Annotated in this window: 13 protein-coding genes and 1 pseudogene; 11 read left to right on the forward strand and 3 right to left on the reverse strand. The window is 52.4% G+C overall.

Annotated features, from left to right (window positions below):
* Nucleotides 1–722: IS3 family transposase (locus CSC67_RS21040; RefSeq protein WP_118996433.1), on the forward strand; the 722-nt coding region annotated here is incomplete at its 5' end.
* Nucleotides 723–773: 51 nt separating this feature from the next.
* On the opposite strand, the gene CSC67_RS21045 is transcribed toward CSC67_RS21040, so the two are convergent.
* Nucleotides 774–1,208: an EamA family transporter gene (locus CSC67_RS21045; RefSeq protein WP_054500158.1), complete on the reverse strand. Its 435-nt coding sequence runs from the start codon at nucleotides 1,206–1,208 to the stop codon at nucleotides 774–776.
* Between the two features lie 206 nt (nucleotides 1,209–1,414).
* Between CSC67_RS21045 and CSC67_RS21050 the strand changes: the two genes are divergently transcribed.
* The 9 genes from CSC67_RS21050 to CSC67_RS21090 all read left to right on the forward strand — a co-directional run bounded on the left by CSC67_RS21050 (nucleotide 1,415) and on the right by CSC67_RS21090 (nucleotide 11,413).
* Nucleotides 1,415–2,614: a glycosyltransferase family 2 protein gene (locus tag CSC67_RS21050; protein WP_082853017.1), complete on the forward strand. Its 1,200-nt coding sequence runs from the start codon at nucleotides 1,415–1,417 to the stop codon at nucleotides 2,612–2,614.
* 106 nt (nucleotides 2,615–2,720) lie between these two features.
* Entirely contained in the window at nucleotides 2,721–3,374 is a 654-nt protein-coding gene (locus CSC67_RS21055; protein WP_054447325.1) for a VTT domain-containing protein, read from the forward strand.
* A 44-nt stretch (nucleotides 3,375–3,418) separates the two neighbouring features.
* Complete coding sequence (locus tag CSC67_RS21060) at nucleotides 3,419–4,126, forward strand: response regulator transcription factor (RefSeq protein WP_054500160.1); 708 nt, start codon at nucleotides 3,419–3,421, stop codon at nucleotides 4,124–4,126.
* Complete coding sequence (locus CSC67_RS21065) at nucleotides 4,126–5,409, forward strand: sensor histidine kinase (RefSeq protein WP_054447324.1); 1,284 nt, start codon at nucleotides 4,126–4,128, stop codon at nucleotides 5,407–5,409. Before CSC67_RS21060 ends, CSC67_RS21065 begins: the two co-directional genes overlap by 1 nt.
* A 380-nt stretch (nucleotides 5,410–5,789) precedes the next feature.
* On the forward strand, nucleotides 5,790–7,700 hold the full coding sequence (locus tag CSC67_RS21070) for an LTA synthase family protein (RefSeq protein ID WP_054447323.1): 1,911 nt from the start codon (nucleotides 5,790–5,792) through the stop codon (nucleotides 7,698–7,700).
* Between the two features lie 187 nt (nucleotides 7,701–7,887).
* Nucleotides 7,888–8,349 (forward strand): GtrA family protein, encoded by a 462-nt coding sequence (locus CSC67_RS21075; RefSeq protein ID WP_123786095.1) that lies wholly within the window; start codon nucleotides 7,888–7,890, stop codon nucleotides 8,347–8,349.
* Complete coding sequence (locus CSC67_RS21080; RefSeq protein WP_054447322.1) at nucleotides 8,333–9,385, forward strand: glycosyltransferase family 2 protein; 1,053 nt, start codon at nucleotides 8,333–8,335, stop codon at nucleotides 9,383–9,385. Before CSC67_RS21075 ends, CSC67_RS21080 begins: the two co-directional genes overlap by 17 nt.
* The gene (locus CSC67_RS21085; protein WP_082388665.1) at nucleotides 9,369–10,967 is read left to right on the forward strand and encodes an ArnT family glycosyltransferase; all 1,599 of its coding nucleotides are present in this window, start codon (nucleotides 9,369–9,371) and stop codon (nucleotides 10,965–10,967) included. The genes CSC67_RS21080 and CSC67_RS21085 overlap by 17 nt, the downstream gene beginning before the upstream one ends.
* A 77-nt stretch (nucleotides 10,968–11,044) precedes the next feature.
* Entirely contained in the window at nucleotides 11,045–11,413 is a 369-nt protein-coding gene (locus CSC67_RS21090) for a diacylglycerol kinase (RefSeq protein WP_073110278.1), read from the forward strand.
* A 315-nt stretch (nucleotides 11,414–11,728) separates the two neighbouring features.
* Here CSC67_RS21090 and CSC67_RS21095 read toward each other — a convergent pair whose 3' ends face one another.
* Together CSC67_RS21095 and CSC67_RS21100 are read right to left on the reverse strand one after the other, a co-directional pair.
* Complete coding sequence (locus tag CSC67_RS21095) at nucleotides 11,729–12,019, reverse strand: transcriptional repressor (RefSeq protein ID WP_054500161.1); 291 nt, start codon at nucleotides 12,017–12,019, stop codon at nucleotides 11,729–11,731.
* A pseudogene (locus tag CSC67_RS21100) lies at nucleotides 12,009–12,254 on the reverse strand (alpha-hydroxy-acid oxidizing protein); the annotation flags it as partial. The gene CSC67_RS21095 and the pseudogene CSC67_RS21100, both read right to left, overlap by 11 nt.
* A gap of 64 nt (nucleotides 12,255–12,318) precedes the next feature.
* On the opposite strand from CSC67_RS21100, the gene CSC67_RS21105 reads away from it, so the two are divergent.
* Nucleotides 12,319–12,504: transposase (locus CSC67_RS21105; protein ID WP_135227487.1), on the forward strand; the 186-nt coding region annotated here is incomplete at its 3' end.

Raw genomic sequence — 12,504 nt, forward strand, 5'->3', positions numbered from 1 at the left:
ATCGGTACGTCGCCAAGATCGACGCCGAGAACGAGGAGATCGCAAACTGGCTGCTTCGCCTGACGGACAACCACCGCAACTGGGGCTTTGGGTTGTGCTTTCTGTACCTGCGTAATGTCCGCGGCTTCCGGTGGAACCACAAGCGTGTGTACCGGATCTACCGCGAGCTCGAATTGAACTTGCGGATCAAACCGCGCAAACGGCTGGTTCGGCAGGCGCCCGAGTCGTTGACGGTACCGTCCCAGGTCAACCAGGTGTGGTCGATGGACTTCATGCACGACCAACTTGCCGACGGACGTAGCATCCGAGTGCTGAACGTGATCGACGACTTTAACCGCGAGGCGCTGGGCATCGAGGTCGACTTCTCGCTGCCTTCAGAACGTGTGATTCGCACGCTCAAGCAGATCATTGGCTGGCGAGGAAAACCCTCGGCGATTCGTTGCGACAACGGTCCGGAGTACCTGAGTGCGGCCATTGTGCAGTGGGCAGGCACATGGGGCATCAAGCTCGAATATATTCAACCGGGCCGACCCCAGCAGAACGCCTACGTCGAGCGATTCAACCGGACCGTTCGCTACGAATGGCTGTCCCAATATCATTGGGACGATCTGGATCACGTTCAGCGTGTCGCCACGCAGTGGATGTGGTCCTACAATCACGAGCGCCCGAACATGGCACTGGGCGGATTTACCCCGAAACAGCGGCTCGCCATGGCCGCATAGCGTTCCTACTTCTGGCAAACGCTAAAAATGGGGGGATTACCCGTCGACGCGCTAGCGCTTGAAGGCAAGCAAAAGGACACCGCCGGCGACCATAGCGATACCGAACCATTCACGTAGCGACGGCCGCTCACCCAAGAATGTGAATGCAAACACGGCAACCAGGACTAGACTAAGCTTATCAACGGGCGCCACCTTGGAGGCGTCGCCTATTTTGAGGGCACGAAAATAACATACCCAAGACGCCCCTGTCGCCAGGCCAGACAATCCAAGAAATAGCCAGGTCTTGGGCGAAAGCTCTAGTGGATTGGCCCATTTACCCGTGTAAACCACGAACAAAGACAGTACAACGATAATTATCACCGTACGGATCAATGTGGCTAGATCCGAATCGACGTCTTGAATACCAATCTTGGCAAAAATGGCGGTTAGTGCCGCAAAAACGGCAGATAAAAGTGCCCAAAAAAACCACCCGGTAGATGTCGCCATATTTTCCAAACCTTGTAAGGCCCGTGGTGAACGGGCAGACACACAGCACCGCGCGGTTATGCGCCCGCTAGCGAGTTAATTCATGTGGGCAGGTACAAATCCAGCGGAGTGGCTACAACATTTTGATATTAAATTGATAAATAGTTGATAATTTCTTGTTTGTAACTGTTCTACCCTGCCGTATACGAACACAACGCAGGCGAGACATGTCACCCTTAAACCGTTCTCAAGCTACTGTCGGCATAAGCCAACGCCTTGACGGACAATCGATCCCGATAAGGCTGTGCCACTCCAAAGAAAATCCAAAGAATATATATTCAAGGTTTTCGTATGGGCCTAACGCTAGAACGGTCGTTCAGCGACCTCTCGTACATAGCGTCAAAGAAACAATCCTTACCTCGACAAAAACGCCAGAACTGGCGGAAACGATCCCGAACGATCATTCCGAATCCTCCAGCGAAGACAAGCTGGAATTGTCCATTGTCCTCCCCCTGCGCAATGAATCTGAGGTTATTGTCCAAATATACCGGCAACTAACAACGGTTATCATGCCACTGGAGATTCGCTATGAGCTGGTGTTCGTAGACGACGGTAGTAACGATAACACCATTGATGAGCTGTCGAACATTGCACGTGACGATCCGTTCGTTGTCGTGGTTGTCCTTACTCGCCATTTTGGGAAAGAAGCGGCCCTAGCCGCCGGATTGGCCGAAGCAAGCGGCCAAGCGGTCGTCATCATGGATGCGGACTTACAAGACCCCCCTGAACGTATCCCCGAAATGCTAACGGCATGGCGCGAGGGCGCCGATGTGGTGCACATGCGTCGCCAGCATAAGATCGCTAGCTCAACACTCGGACGGTTGGGGAGCCGTAGTCTTCACCGTATACTGGACGCGATCGGGGATGTGGGGATGCCCGAAAGCCGCGTCGACTTCATGCTTTATAGTCGAAAGGCTGTGGACGCCCTGAGTCTCGTGGTCCATCGAAAGCGGTATATGCAGGCAATGTTCGACTGGGTAGGCGCGAGCCAAATCGTCATCGAGTATGAGAGGCTGCCACGCGCCGCGGGTTACTCCAAATGGTGTCTCCCGACGTTTCTAGGATTCTACCCAGATGGCACCAGCAACTATCTCGATGCGATGCTGCGGGTCATGATGTCCCTCGGACTGTTAGGCACGCTAACCAGTCTGCTCTATGTTTGCTACAACATTATAAAAGCAACAGCGCTAGGTTCTCTTCCGGAGGTCAAACCAGTAGCAATGTCCAATCAAGTTCTATTCTGGAGCGTAGTGTTTTTTTTAGTTGGTGGTCTAGGAAAATCCATCAGCCGTGCGCGTTTTCATCCTAAACGTCCTCAATACTTGGTCAAGGAAGTTATGCGTTTTCATAGGCCCTCGTCGTTATAGTCGCTGCGAGAAGAAGACTCCGTCTTCGACACTTGGAACAAAACCGTAGGGTCGCTTTCTGACGCAACAGCCCTCCAACCACAATACTTTAACGATAAGATTATCTATGTTGAGCTTGATACTTGACTGGTTCCTTCATCTCGATACACACCTTGGCGCATTGGCCGCGAATCATGGAACCTTTGTCTACTTGGCGTTGTTTGCCGTGATTTTCATCGAGACCGGCATCGTCGTGATGCCGTTCCTTCCGGGAGACTCTCTACTATTCGTAGCCGGCGCATTAGCGGCGCAACAAGCTTTGGATCTTCCTATTCTGGTTCCATTTCTGGCTGTGGCCGCCATCGCAGGCGACACCGTGAACTACGCCGTGGGTAGTACGGTTCGCAAACGTACGGTCGATACAGCCCGGTTGCGCTTACTGAAGCCCGAGTATGTCGAACGGACGAATCTGTTTTTTGAGCGGCATGGTCGCAAGACTATCGTGCTTGCTCGCTTCGTTCCCATTGTTCGCACGATAGCACCTTTCATCGCAGCGTTTGGAAAGATGGACTATGGGATTTTCCTGAAATACAACATCATTGGAGCTCTCTTTTGGGTCGTCTCGCTTGTTGGCGCGGGTTACGCACTGGGAACCCTTCCCATTGTGAGCGATCACCTCAACACGATCTTGCTAGGTATCGTGCTGCTGTCTTTTCTGCCAGGCGTTATCAGTAAAATGAGACGTTCCATAGGGGCGAAAGAAAGAAAAGGAAACGCATGAACAACGGCTACACACTCAACAGAAAATCATACTAGATAACCGACATGTCTCTAGAGCACTCAATACGGATGCTAATCGTCGAGGATCACGCGGGTCTGGCCACCAACCTGCTAGAGTTCTTCGATAATAGCCGATATGTATTAGATTTCGCCTCCGACGGCCTGACGGCCATTCATCTGATCGCCACCAACGAATACGATGTCATTATTCTGGATGTCATGCTGCCGGGGCTGTCTGGATTTGAAGTGTGCCGCCGTATTCGGAGTGACATTCATTGCTCGACTCCAGTCATTATCATGACATCGAAAGATCAATTGCAAGACAAGGAGGAGGGCTTTACCGTTGGTGCGGACGATTACGTTGTCAAGCCATTTAATCTACGTGAATTGCAATTAAGAGTAGACGCACTATATCGACGCAAAGCTGGATTTTCCAGAACCCCGGAAATCGGCATCCCGGGAATCCACTTTAATCCCGGCACGTTTATGGTACGCACCGACAATGGAGAACAGCTCGAACTATCAGGCATAGCAGCACGCATTTTCGAGGAGCTAATCAGGGCGTACCCCAATTTTCTTTCGTACACTGAGCTTCAAGATCGGGTGTGGGGCGAGCGAGAAGTCGATATGAATACTCTGCGCACCCATGTGTACTCCCTTCGCAAGTTGCTGCAAGATACATTTCAATATCCAATGATCAAGACCATGCATGGACGTGGTTACAGACTTCTTACGCCACACCAAGATAGCTGATGCAACATAAGTCAATTTCCCGTCGGGTTTATCGCGCCATACTGGCAGTCAGTGTGGTCAGCATGGTCGTCATGGTCATGACCGTGCTGCTCGTCAACGAAGATCTTGAACACACGATGCTTGACGTGGAGTTCGCTCAAGAGCGCGACTTCATTCTCATGAACAATACGGGCGAGGACGTGCTGGTATGGGACACACCGAACCTGGCGGTGGTGTTCATCCCCTCGGGCAAGCCACGCCCTAAAGTCTTACCGCCCGTATTTCGTGGATTGCCCGACAACTATTCAGCGGAGATCAAGCTTGGGGCTGAAACCTATCTTGTGACAGTGAGCAAAGTTGAAACGGGTCTACTTTATGTTGCCAAGAACATCACGCACTTTGAAGATCGGGAAGCGCTGTTCGAAATAGCTTTGATCATTATGACGCTGGTCATTATCGCGTTCAGTTTGCTGCTTGCGGTATTGAGTAGCCGACGCATTGTTAGGCCGTTGAGGTTGTTATCCGAGCGGATAAGTCGTATTCCAGTTGGAGCTAACATGCCTCGGATGGAAACCGACTATGCGGATGCCGAATTGCATTCTATCGCGATGACATTTAATCGGTTCCTGGATGAACTTGAATCCTACGTACAAAGAGAACAGTCTCTCTTGAGTTTGGCCAGCCATGAATTGCGCACGCCAATCGCCGTAATGTCGGGTGCCATCGATATTCTGGAGCAGCGCAATCAGCTAACGCCTAACGACCAGGCCACGCTCGGGCGTGTACGCAGGTCGTGTGACGAAATGCGGGACAACGTTAGTATCTTGCTTAAGCTTGCTCGCCGCGCTTCCGCCGATCAAAATCAAGAAGTATTTGACGTAGACCTCGTTGCTCAGGAGGTAATCGAGGATCTGAAGATCAGTCACCATGCAGGAGAGCGTGTGACGCTCGACGCACAATCCCCATTGACGATCAATACGGATCCCATCATGGTGCGTATGTTGCTGCGAAATCTTATACAGAACGCCGTCCAGCATACCCAAAGCGACATACGTGTAACGATATCGGAAAACGCAATAGCAATTGAGGACCAAGGTTCTGGCCTCACCGCCGAGCAGCAAGCTATTCTTCGGGGTGAGAGAAAAATTGTATCCGACGGATCGACACTTACAGGATTAGGGCTCTATATCGTGACGCTGATGACCGAAAGGCTGGGCTGGCAACTAGATATCACGCAGAACGACAACAATGGCACGAGAATCCTCCTAAATCCGAAGGGCGGCGCCATGGGCGTCCGAAACTGAACAGTACGCTGCCAATCCGTCCATGCGTATGACGGGTCGCTCTTCAAGGATGCACTGAAGTTGCCTACACATATTGGACTTTGTGGGGCGCCCCGCCTGCCTTTCATCGTCTGTCATCTCCGAGCCTAGGAACTTCGGTTGGCACCATCATACAAAGACCTCCTGATAGCTCATGCAAGAGTCTGCCTTCCACAGCCAACAAGATCAATTTGATGAAATTTTGATTTTTTCTTGATGAATTCTTGTTGTCGCTCCTTGTACTCTTTTCGGTAGATTTACCATAACCTCAACATGGTCGCTATCTAGCATGTGATGTGCAAAAGACGGCGTATTTGTTGCCGCGCCCTTGCTGGCTAGCACTGCATGACCGATAACGCTAAATGCGTGGACATACCCTAGCTTTTATCGCTACCAGCTTTTGCTTTCTGACACTTTGCCGCCTTCTGCTTTGCGCATGGCAGTGGCAACGTATCCAAGCCGCCGGCGGCCTATGGCCGGTGCTGAAGGGCGGCCTACGCATAGACGCGGCCCAGATTGCCATGCTTTCGGGAATTCCGTTGATTCTTGGACCCTGGTTAGGCCACTATCCATTTGCCGGCACGATCACCGTGAGCTGGCTTCTCATTGCATGGTTTGTACTCGTCCTACTGGAAGCATCGACCCCGCAATTCATTTTCGAATACGATACCCGTCCCAACCGTCTCTATGTGGAATACCTCAAACATCCCAAAGAGGTTTTCAGCATGCTGTGGAAAGGATATCGGCTAGCGATTTCCGGCGCACTTTTGTCAATCGCGCTACTGATGTGGGTGGGCTACCTATTGTTCGGCCAAGATCAAGTCGATGCACCGCTCCTATGGCGGCAACGAATCTTCTACACGCTCATTGCTGTGCCCCTTATCTTCCTGGCCATTCGCGGTACGTTGGGCCACCGGCCAATCAACCCATCCACCGTGGCATACTGCGGCGACGGCATGCTCAACACGTTGCCGCTCAACTCGCTTTACAGCGTTCTCTACGCTATTTACAGCATGAAGAATGAACGTTCAGCCTCGGACGTGTACGGCAAGCTTGCCAATGAGCAAGTCAGCGAGGAGGTCAATCTGCGCGCGGGCATCATCCCGTGCTACGCCGATATTCCGTCGCTCCACATCCAAGAGCCCACATGCAAGCGAACAAAGCCGTTGAACCTGGTGATGATCGTCGAAGAGAGCCTAGGCGCTCAGTATGTGAAGAACCTCGGTGGGAGCGGGTTGACGCCCTGCATCGATGATCTGGCAACCGAAAGCTGGAACTTCAGGCGTGCCTACGCAACGGGTACGCGATCGGTTCGCGGTCTTGAGGCCCTCGTCTCAGGGTTTCCGCCCACCATTTCAGATGCCGCCTTGCGTCTATCAGGGGCTCAACGAAATTTTTTCACGCTCGCCCAGGTACTCAAGCAGCATGATTACCGATCTCGATTCATCTATGGAGGAGAAGCCCACTTCGATAATATGAAGAGTTTCTTCCTGGGCAACGGCTTTGACGAGCTGCACGATTTGCCCACTTTCGACGAACCCGCCTTCGTCGGGACATGGGGCGCCTCCGACGAAGACATGTTCAACAAGCTCGATGCGCTGTTGAGCAATCCACCCAGCCAGCCAACATTCAGTCTCGCGTTTTCCGTGAGCAATCACTCTCCCTGGGAGTATCCCCAAGGACGGATCGAGGTCAACGACGACCCGGCGACCATCGAAAATACCGTTCGTTATGCTGATTGGGCGCTAGGGAAATTTTTTGAAAAAGCCAAAGCATCCGACTACTGGAAGGATACCGTCTTTCTCGTGGTGGCAGATCATGACTCACGCGTATTCGGCGCAAACCTTGTTCCGTTGAGGCATTTTCATATACCAGCGCTTATCCTTGGAGCCGACATTCAGCCACGACAAGACGATCGCATCATTAGCCAGATCGACTTACCCACGACGCTACTCTCTCTGATTGGGGTTCTTTGCGAGCACCCTATGATCGGGCGCGATCTCACGAAGGCGGACTGCAACCGAGCGATGATGCAGTATGGGGAGAACTATGGCTATCTCAAGGGCGACAAGCTCCTTGTTCTAGAACCACACCGGGCGCCCACTCAGTACGAGTACGCTGCACCTGCTTCTTACACCCCACAGAGCGTTGAGGACTCATTGTTCAAGGAAGCACTGAGTCATGTGCTCTGGCCCACGTGGGCGTACAAGAACCATTACTACACGCTCCCACATCTACGCCCCGCGCTTCCAACTGCGCAATCGCTTCCCTAGCGCGACTCTCCATACTCGTATTTCGGCCTATGCCGGCCACTTCTTTTATGCATGGCGTCTCAAGCTGTTCTTGCGTGCTTGCTCCTGGCAAGCTCGATCGTCCCTTGATGAAATCTTGATCTTTGATTGACGATTTCTTGTTGTCGGTCTTCGTATTCTTGCTCCATTGCAACAATGGATAAATTGAGTGACGACATTGAGAGCCATCTCGCCAAAAAAACAAACCAGCTCGCAGCGATTCCCTAATAGCTCCGGGACCGCTGCCGCATCGCTCTGTGCCCAAGTCACCCTGTTCTTGGCCTCAGGAGGCCTTGCCACCTTCATCCATTGGACTTCAATGGTCCTACTGGTCTGGGGAGGCTTGACGCCGGTTTTAGCCACCATCATCGGCGCGTTCGTTGGATCCATCTTCAACTACTGGCTCCAGTTTTACTGGACGTTCAAAGGTAATGGTATCCACGGTATGGCCATCCCAGCCTATATCTGCACGGTGTTTCTGGGCTGGTGCGTCAATGCCGTGCTTTTCTACATTCTTACCTCTTTCGCTCATATGGGCTTAGTTCTGGCGCAGCTCTCCGCCACCGCCGCGGTCGCCGTCATGAATTTCATTGCTTATAAGAAGGTTGTGTTCCATGAACGCTTTAGTTGAAAGCTGGCGCCCCGAATCTCAAAGGGAGAGCAAGATCGAATTGTCGATCGTGATTCCTCTCTATAACGAGTACGAAGTGATCACAATGATGCACGAGCGTTTGAGTGCCGTGCTCGCCAGTCTGGATATTTCTTACCAGCTGGTTCTGATCGACGATGGCAGCCGTGACGGTACCCCGAACATGTTGAACCGGCTGGCCGAAGTGGATTCCGCTGTGAAAGCTGTATTCCTAAGCAGAAACTTTGGAAAAGAGGCCGCGCTTACAGCGGGTCTAGATCATGCCGCAGGGGATGCAGTCATTATTATGGATGCCGACTTGCAGGACCCCCCGGAACTCATTCCAGAAATGCTGCGTGCCTGGAAGGGCGGTGCAGACGTAGTCTGCATGCGTCGGCGCTCAAGAGCCGGGGAAAGCTGGCTCAAGCGCTACAGCGCACATCGTTTCTACCGGGTGCTTAACGCCATCAGCGAAGTGGATATTCCTGCTGATACGGGCGACTTTCGCTTACTCAGCCGAAAAGCCGTCGACGCATTGAGCCAATTGAACGAACGCAACCGTTATATGAAAGGCTTGTTCGCCTGGATCGGCTTGCCCACCACCGTGATTGAATATGATCGCCTGCCACGCGCAGCGGGTGTGACCAAATGGGACTATCTAAGTCTATTCAACTTGGCCTTCCAGGGGATTACCTCCTTCTCGACGGCGCCGCTGCGTCTGGCGATGGCAGCCGGCCTTTTGACTGCGCTCTTTGGTGTCCTCTTCACTCTGTGGATTGTGTTCAAGGCGCTTGTCTTGGGCGACCCCGTGCAGGGATACCCTTCGCTTATTTCCATGATCACAATCCTGGGCGGTGCCCAATTACTTTCCATCGGCCTTCTTGGCGAATACCTAGGCAAAACGTATTACGAAACCAAGCAACGTCCAGTGTATCTAGTTCGTGAGGTAGTAAGCCGTCGCAATACCGTCAACGAAAGAGAGAGCACTCCCCCCTCGACCGCAACTGCAGGAAAAGAGTCGTATGCAACGTATAAGTAGGAGCACGTGGATAGTTTTATTGGCTGCGGTGTTATTGCCACTCGTCTCAATGATCATCGTGCCGTTCTATGATACGAGTGAGCCTCGTTATGCCGAAATTGCCCGCATCATGGCGCAATCAGACGATTGGATAACGCCCTGGTTCAGCCCTGAGCTGCCTTTCTGGGGCAAGCCCCCCCTTTCATTCTGGGCACAGGCGCTATCCATGAAGTTATTTGGCTTCACCGAGTTTGCAGCGCGTTTTCCTTCCTGGTTATGCCTGATTCTATCCAACGCCATACTCTTGGCAGGGCTGCGGTTAATACATGGCTCACGCGTTGCGCTTTTGGCCGCAATCGTCTATAGCACGTGTCTGCTCGTCTACATCAGCTCGGGCGCCGTACTCACTGACCCATTTCTCGCACTTGGCACCACCTTGTCTCTGGTTTCATTCGCTGTGGTCGTCCACGAGCCCGAGCAGCGCGTAGCAGGAACTGGCAATCCTGTAGGAAAGTCGGCCGGCGTCGGGCCAGCGCGGGGCTCCGTGTGGTGGCAATATGGGTTCTTCTTGGGCCTGGCTGTTGGCTTGCTAGCCAAAGGGCCTTTGGCTGCGGTACTCAGCTTCGCGCCGATAGCGGTTTGGTACTTGCTGAACAGAAGGAGGGGCTCTCTGGTTTCAGCGCTACCCTGGGCTAAAGGTCTAGCCTTAGTGGCTGCAATAAGTCTGCCCTGGTACGTTGTAGCTGAAATCAAGACGCCAGGCTTTCTGGATTACTTCATCGTGGGCGAGCACTTTCGACGCTTCCTAGATCCGGGCTGGAAGGGCGATCTATATGGAACCGCCCACAAACAGGCATACGGAACAATATGGCTCTGTTGGCTGCAAGCATCCTTTCCCTGGGGCATTATGGTGCTAGCAACATTCGTTGGGGCGTTTGTTAGCATGCGCCTGCGTTCTGCGGTACGAATCGCCAGCACAACATCGTTGTTTTACTACTGGCTGGCTGGCGCTGTCGTCACACCGTTATTCTTTACATTCTCTGCCAACATACTTTGGACTTACGTGCTTCCTTCGTTGGCCGGATTTAGTGTCTTGACTGCAATTCTCGCAGATCATATATACAGACAACTAGGCTTATCCAGGCGCGGGTTTCTAATTACCGCAGGAATCGTTCCAGTCGCCGTTCTTGTGTTGAGTGCCGTCGTTTGGGCTAATCCCAATCTGGGGAATACAGAACGGGAACTAATACGCTACGCGAGACAAGACGGTAACTTTACAATTCCATTGGTTTATTTATCGAAGATCCCTTTCTCAGCACAGTTCTACTCGGCAGGGAGGGCACGGGAAATTCAGCAATCAGATCTTGGGAACGCAATCAAATGCGGCACGCCCTTCTATTTGGCAATCCCCAAAGAAAGGCAATCGATCGTTGCAAAGATGACGAGCAAGCCACTTATTGCGCTTTACTCAAACAAGCGATACATCTTAGTGAAGATATCACCGCTCTCCAATTGCAGCGCTCAAGTTATAGCAAAACAGAAACCGATCAGCTTGCAACTAAAGCATCTCCCAAGTAACGAAGGCTCAATCATCATTAATTGAGAGGGCGTGGGATTTCATGCCAACAGAGTTCGTGCGTTATCGCTCTCATTCGAATAACTCCTTCGCACCCATTTCCCATGTATTCACCTTACAAAAGCAAGGGCGGATTTTCGCGTCTGCTTAGCGCTCTACGCTACTCAATCCAGGGACTGATTATCGCAGTCAAGCATGAGGCCGCCTTTCGGCAAGAGTTAATCCTTGCGGTTGTGCTCACCCCTGTGGCACTATGGATAAGTGAGAACGTTTTTGAAGCCGTACTACTGATAGGTTCACTTCTCTTTGTGTTGATTATCGAACTATTGAACTCAGCACTGGAGGCGGTCGCTGATACGATCACCATAGATCACCATCCCATGATAGGACGAGCCAAGGATTTAGGAAGTGCTGCTGTGCTGCTATCACTTACTATGGCGTCGCTGATTTGGATAGGTGTGATTTTGGCGTAAATCCGTTCCTGCTAGGTAGTGCAGGTTAATAGGCGCTCTCACTCAGCGTATACAAGGCCAGCATAGAAAGAACATGTGTGGTGTTGCAGAATGAAGTACAGCGTCAGGGAACCGCTCTCTTTTTCATTCGATCACCACCGGCCTCTTTTTTCCCAGGATTGATGCTTTGTCCTTGCACCGATAGCGTGTAATCGGACATCTTGAAGCCATGCTTTTGGCAAAAAACTTCAACAGCACGCTCAAGTTCGGGATCGAAAAGCCAATGCTCCGTGCCGGAATCTTGACATACTATTCTTTGACGGAACTTCCTGGATGTTAAATAATAATGTGTTTTCCAGCGACTCTGCAGGTCGAGAGTAGTTCTGCAGTTGTAAGTCGCTTGAGCGCCGCATATATGGACGACATAGCAATATCCAACCCATTACCAACAAGGTAACGCTTGATCTCCATGGCTATTATGGGTCGATCCGACTGAGCAATGACCCTCCATACGACCATGCGCGGCATGGTCGTAGCCACGCCTGCCTCTTTCATGACCTGCGCTGCCGAGCGGAGCGGATCGGCGTCAATACGAGCCCGGGGCAGCGAGAAGCTCCTATCTGCCATGATTCTCTCCTCTGGTCAATAACCTTGTTGCGTCGATCTCCGAGACCGTCCTACAACTCGCTAACACCATGGCGGCCTCCAGCTCGGTGCGCAATATGTTCAGCACATGGGCGACCCCGGTGGCGCCTGCCACGGCTAGCCCGTGTAGGACGGGGCGGCCCACTAACACCGCGTCCGCCCCCAAGGCCAGCATCTTGAAGACATCTGTTCCTCGGCGGATGCCGCCGTCCGCCAGGGTAATCCTCCCGCAAAAGCGTTGAGGTCAGAAGTAGAATTTTCTCGTTGAGGAGTTCTACAGCATGAAGAAGTCACGATTCACGGACAGCCAGATCATCGAAGCCATCAAACGGGTGGAAGCTGGCCTTGCGGTACCCGAACTGTGCCGGGAGCTGGGCATCAGCTCGGCGACGTTCTACAAGTGGCGATCGAAGTACGGCGGCATGGACGTGTCGCTGATGGCGCGGATGAAGGAGCTGGAAGCCGAG

Origin of the sequence: Pusillimonas caeni (genome assembly GCF_003545815.1) — a bacterium.
Taxonomy (GTDB): Bacteria; Pseudomonadota; Gammaproteobacteria; order Burkholderiales; family Burkholderiaceae_B; genus Pusillimonas; species Pusillimonas caeni.

Bases quoted from the DNA above. Each gene is read 5' to 3' on its own strand.
- CSC67_RS21085 (WP_082388665.1), top strand. From the start codon at position 9,369: ATGCAACGTATAAGTAGGAGCACGTGGATAGTTTTATTGGCTGCGGTG.
- CSC67_RS21095 (WP_054500161.1), bottom strand. From the start codon at position 12,019: ATGGCAGATAGGAGCTTCTCGCTGCCCCGGGCTCGTATTGACGCCGAT.
- CSC67_RS21080 (WP_054447322.1), top strand. From the start codon at position 8,333: ATGAACGCTTTAGTTGAAAGCTGGCGCCCCGAATCTCAAAGGGAGAGC.
- CSC67_RS21065 (WP_054447324.1), top strand. From the start codon at position 4,126: ATGCAACATAAGTCAATTTCCCGTCGGGTTTATCGCGCCATACTGGCA.
- CSC67_RS21055 (WP_054447325.1), top strand. From the start codon at position 2,721: ATGTTGAGCTTGATACTTGACTGGTTCCTTCATCTCGATACACACCTT.
- CSC67_RS21050 (WP_082853017.1), top strand. From the start codon at position 1,415: ATGTCACCCTTAAACCGTTCTCAAGCTACTGTCGGCATAAGCCAACGC.
- CSC67_RS21090 (WP_073110278.1), top strand. From the start codon at position 11,045: ATGTATTCACCTTACAAAAGCAAGGGCGGATTTTCGCGTCTGCTTAGC.
- CSC67_RS21045 (WP_054500158.1), bottom strand. From the start codon at position 1,208: ATGGCGACATCTACCGGGTGGTTTTTTTGGGCACTTTTATCTGCCGTT.
- CSC67_RS21060 (WP_054500160.1), top strand. From the start codon at position 3,419: ATGTCTCTAGAGCACTCAATACGGATGCTAATCGTCGAGGATCACGCG.
- CSC67_RS21070 (WP_054447323.1), top strand. From the start codon at position 5,790: ATGCGTGGACATACCCTAGCTTTTATCGCTACCAGCTTTTGCTTTCTG.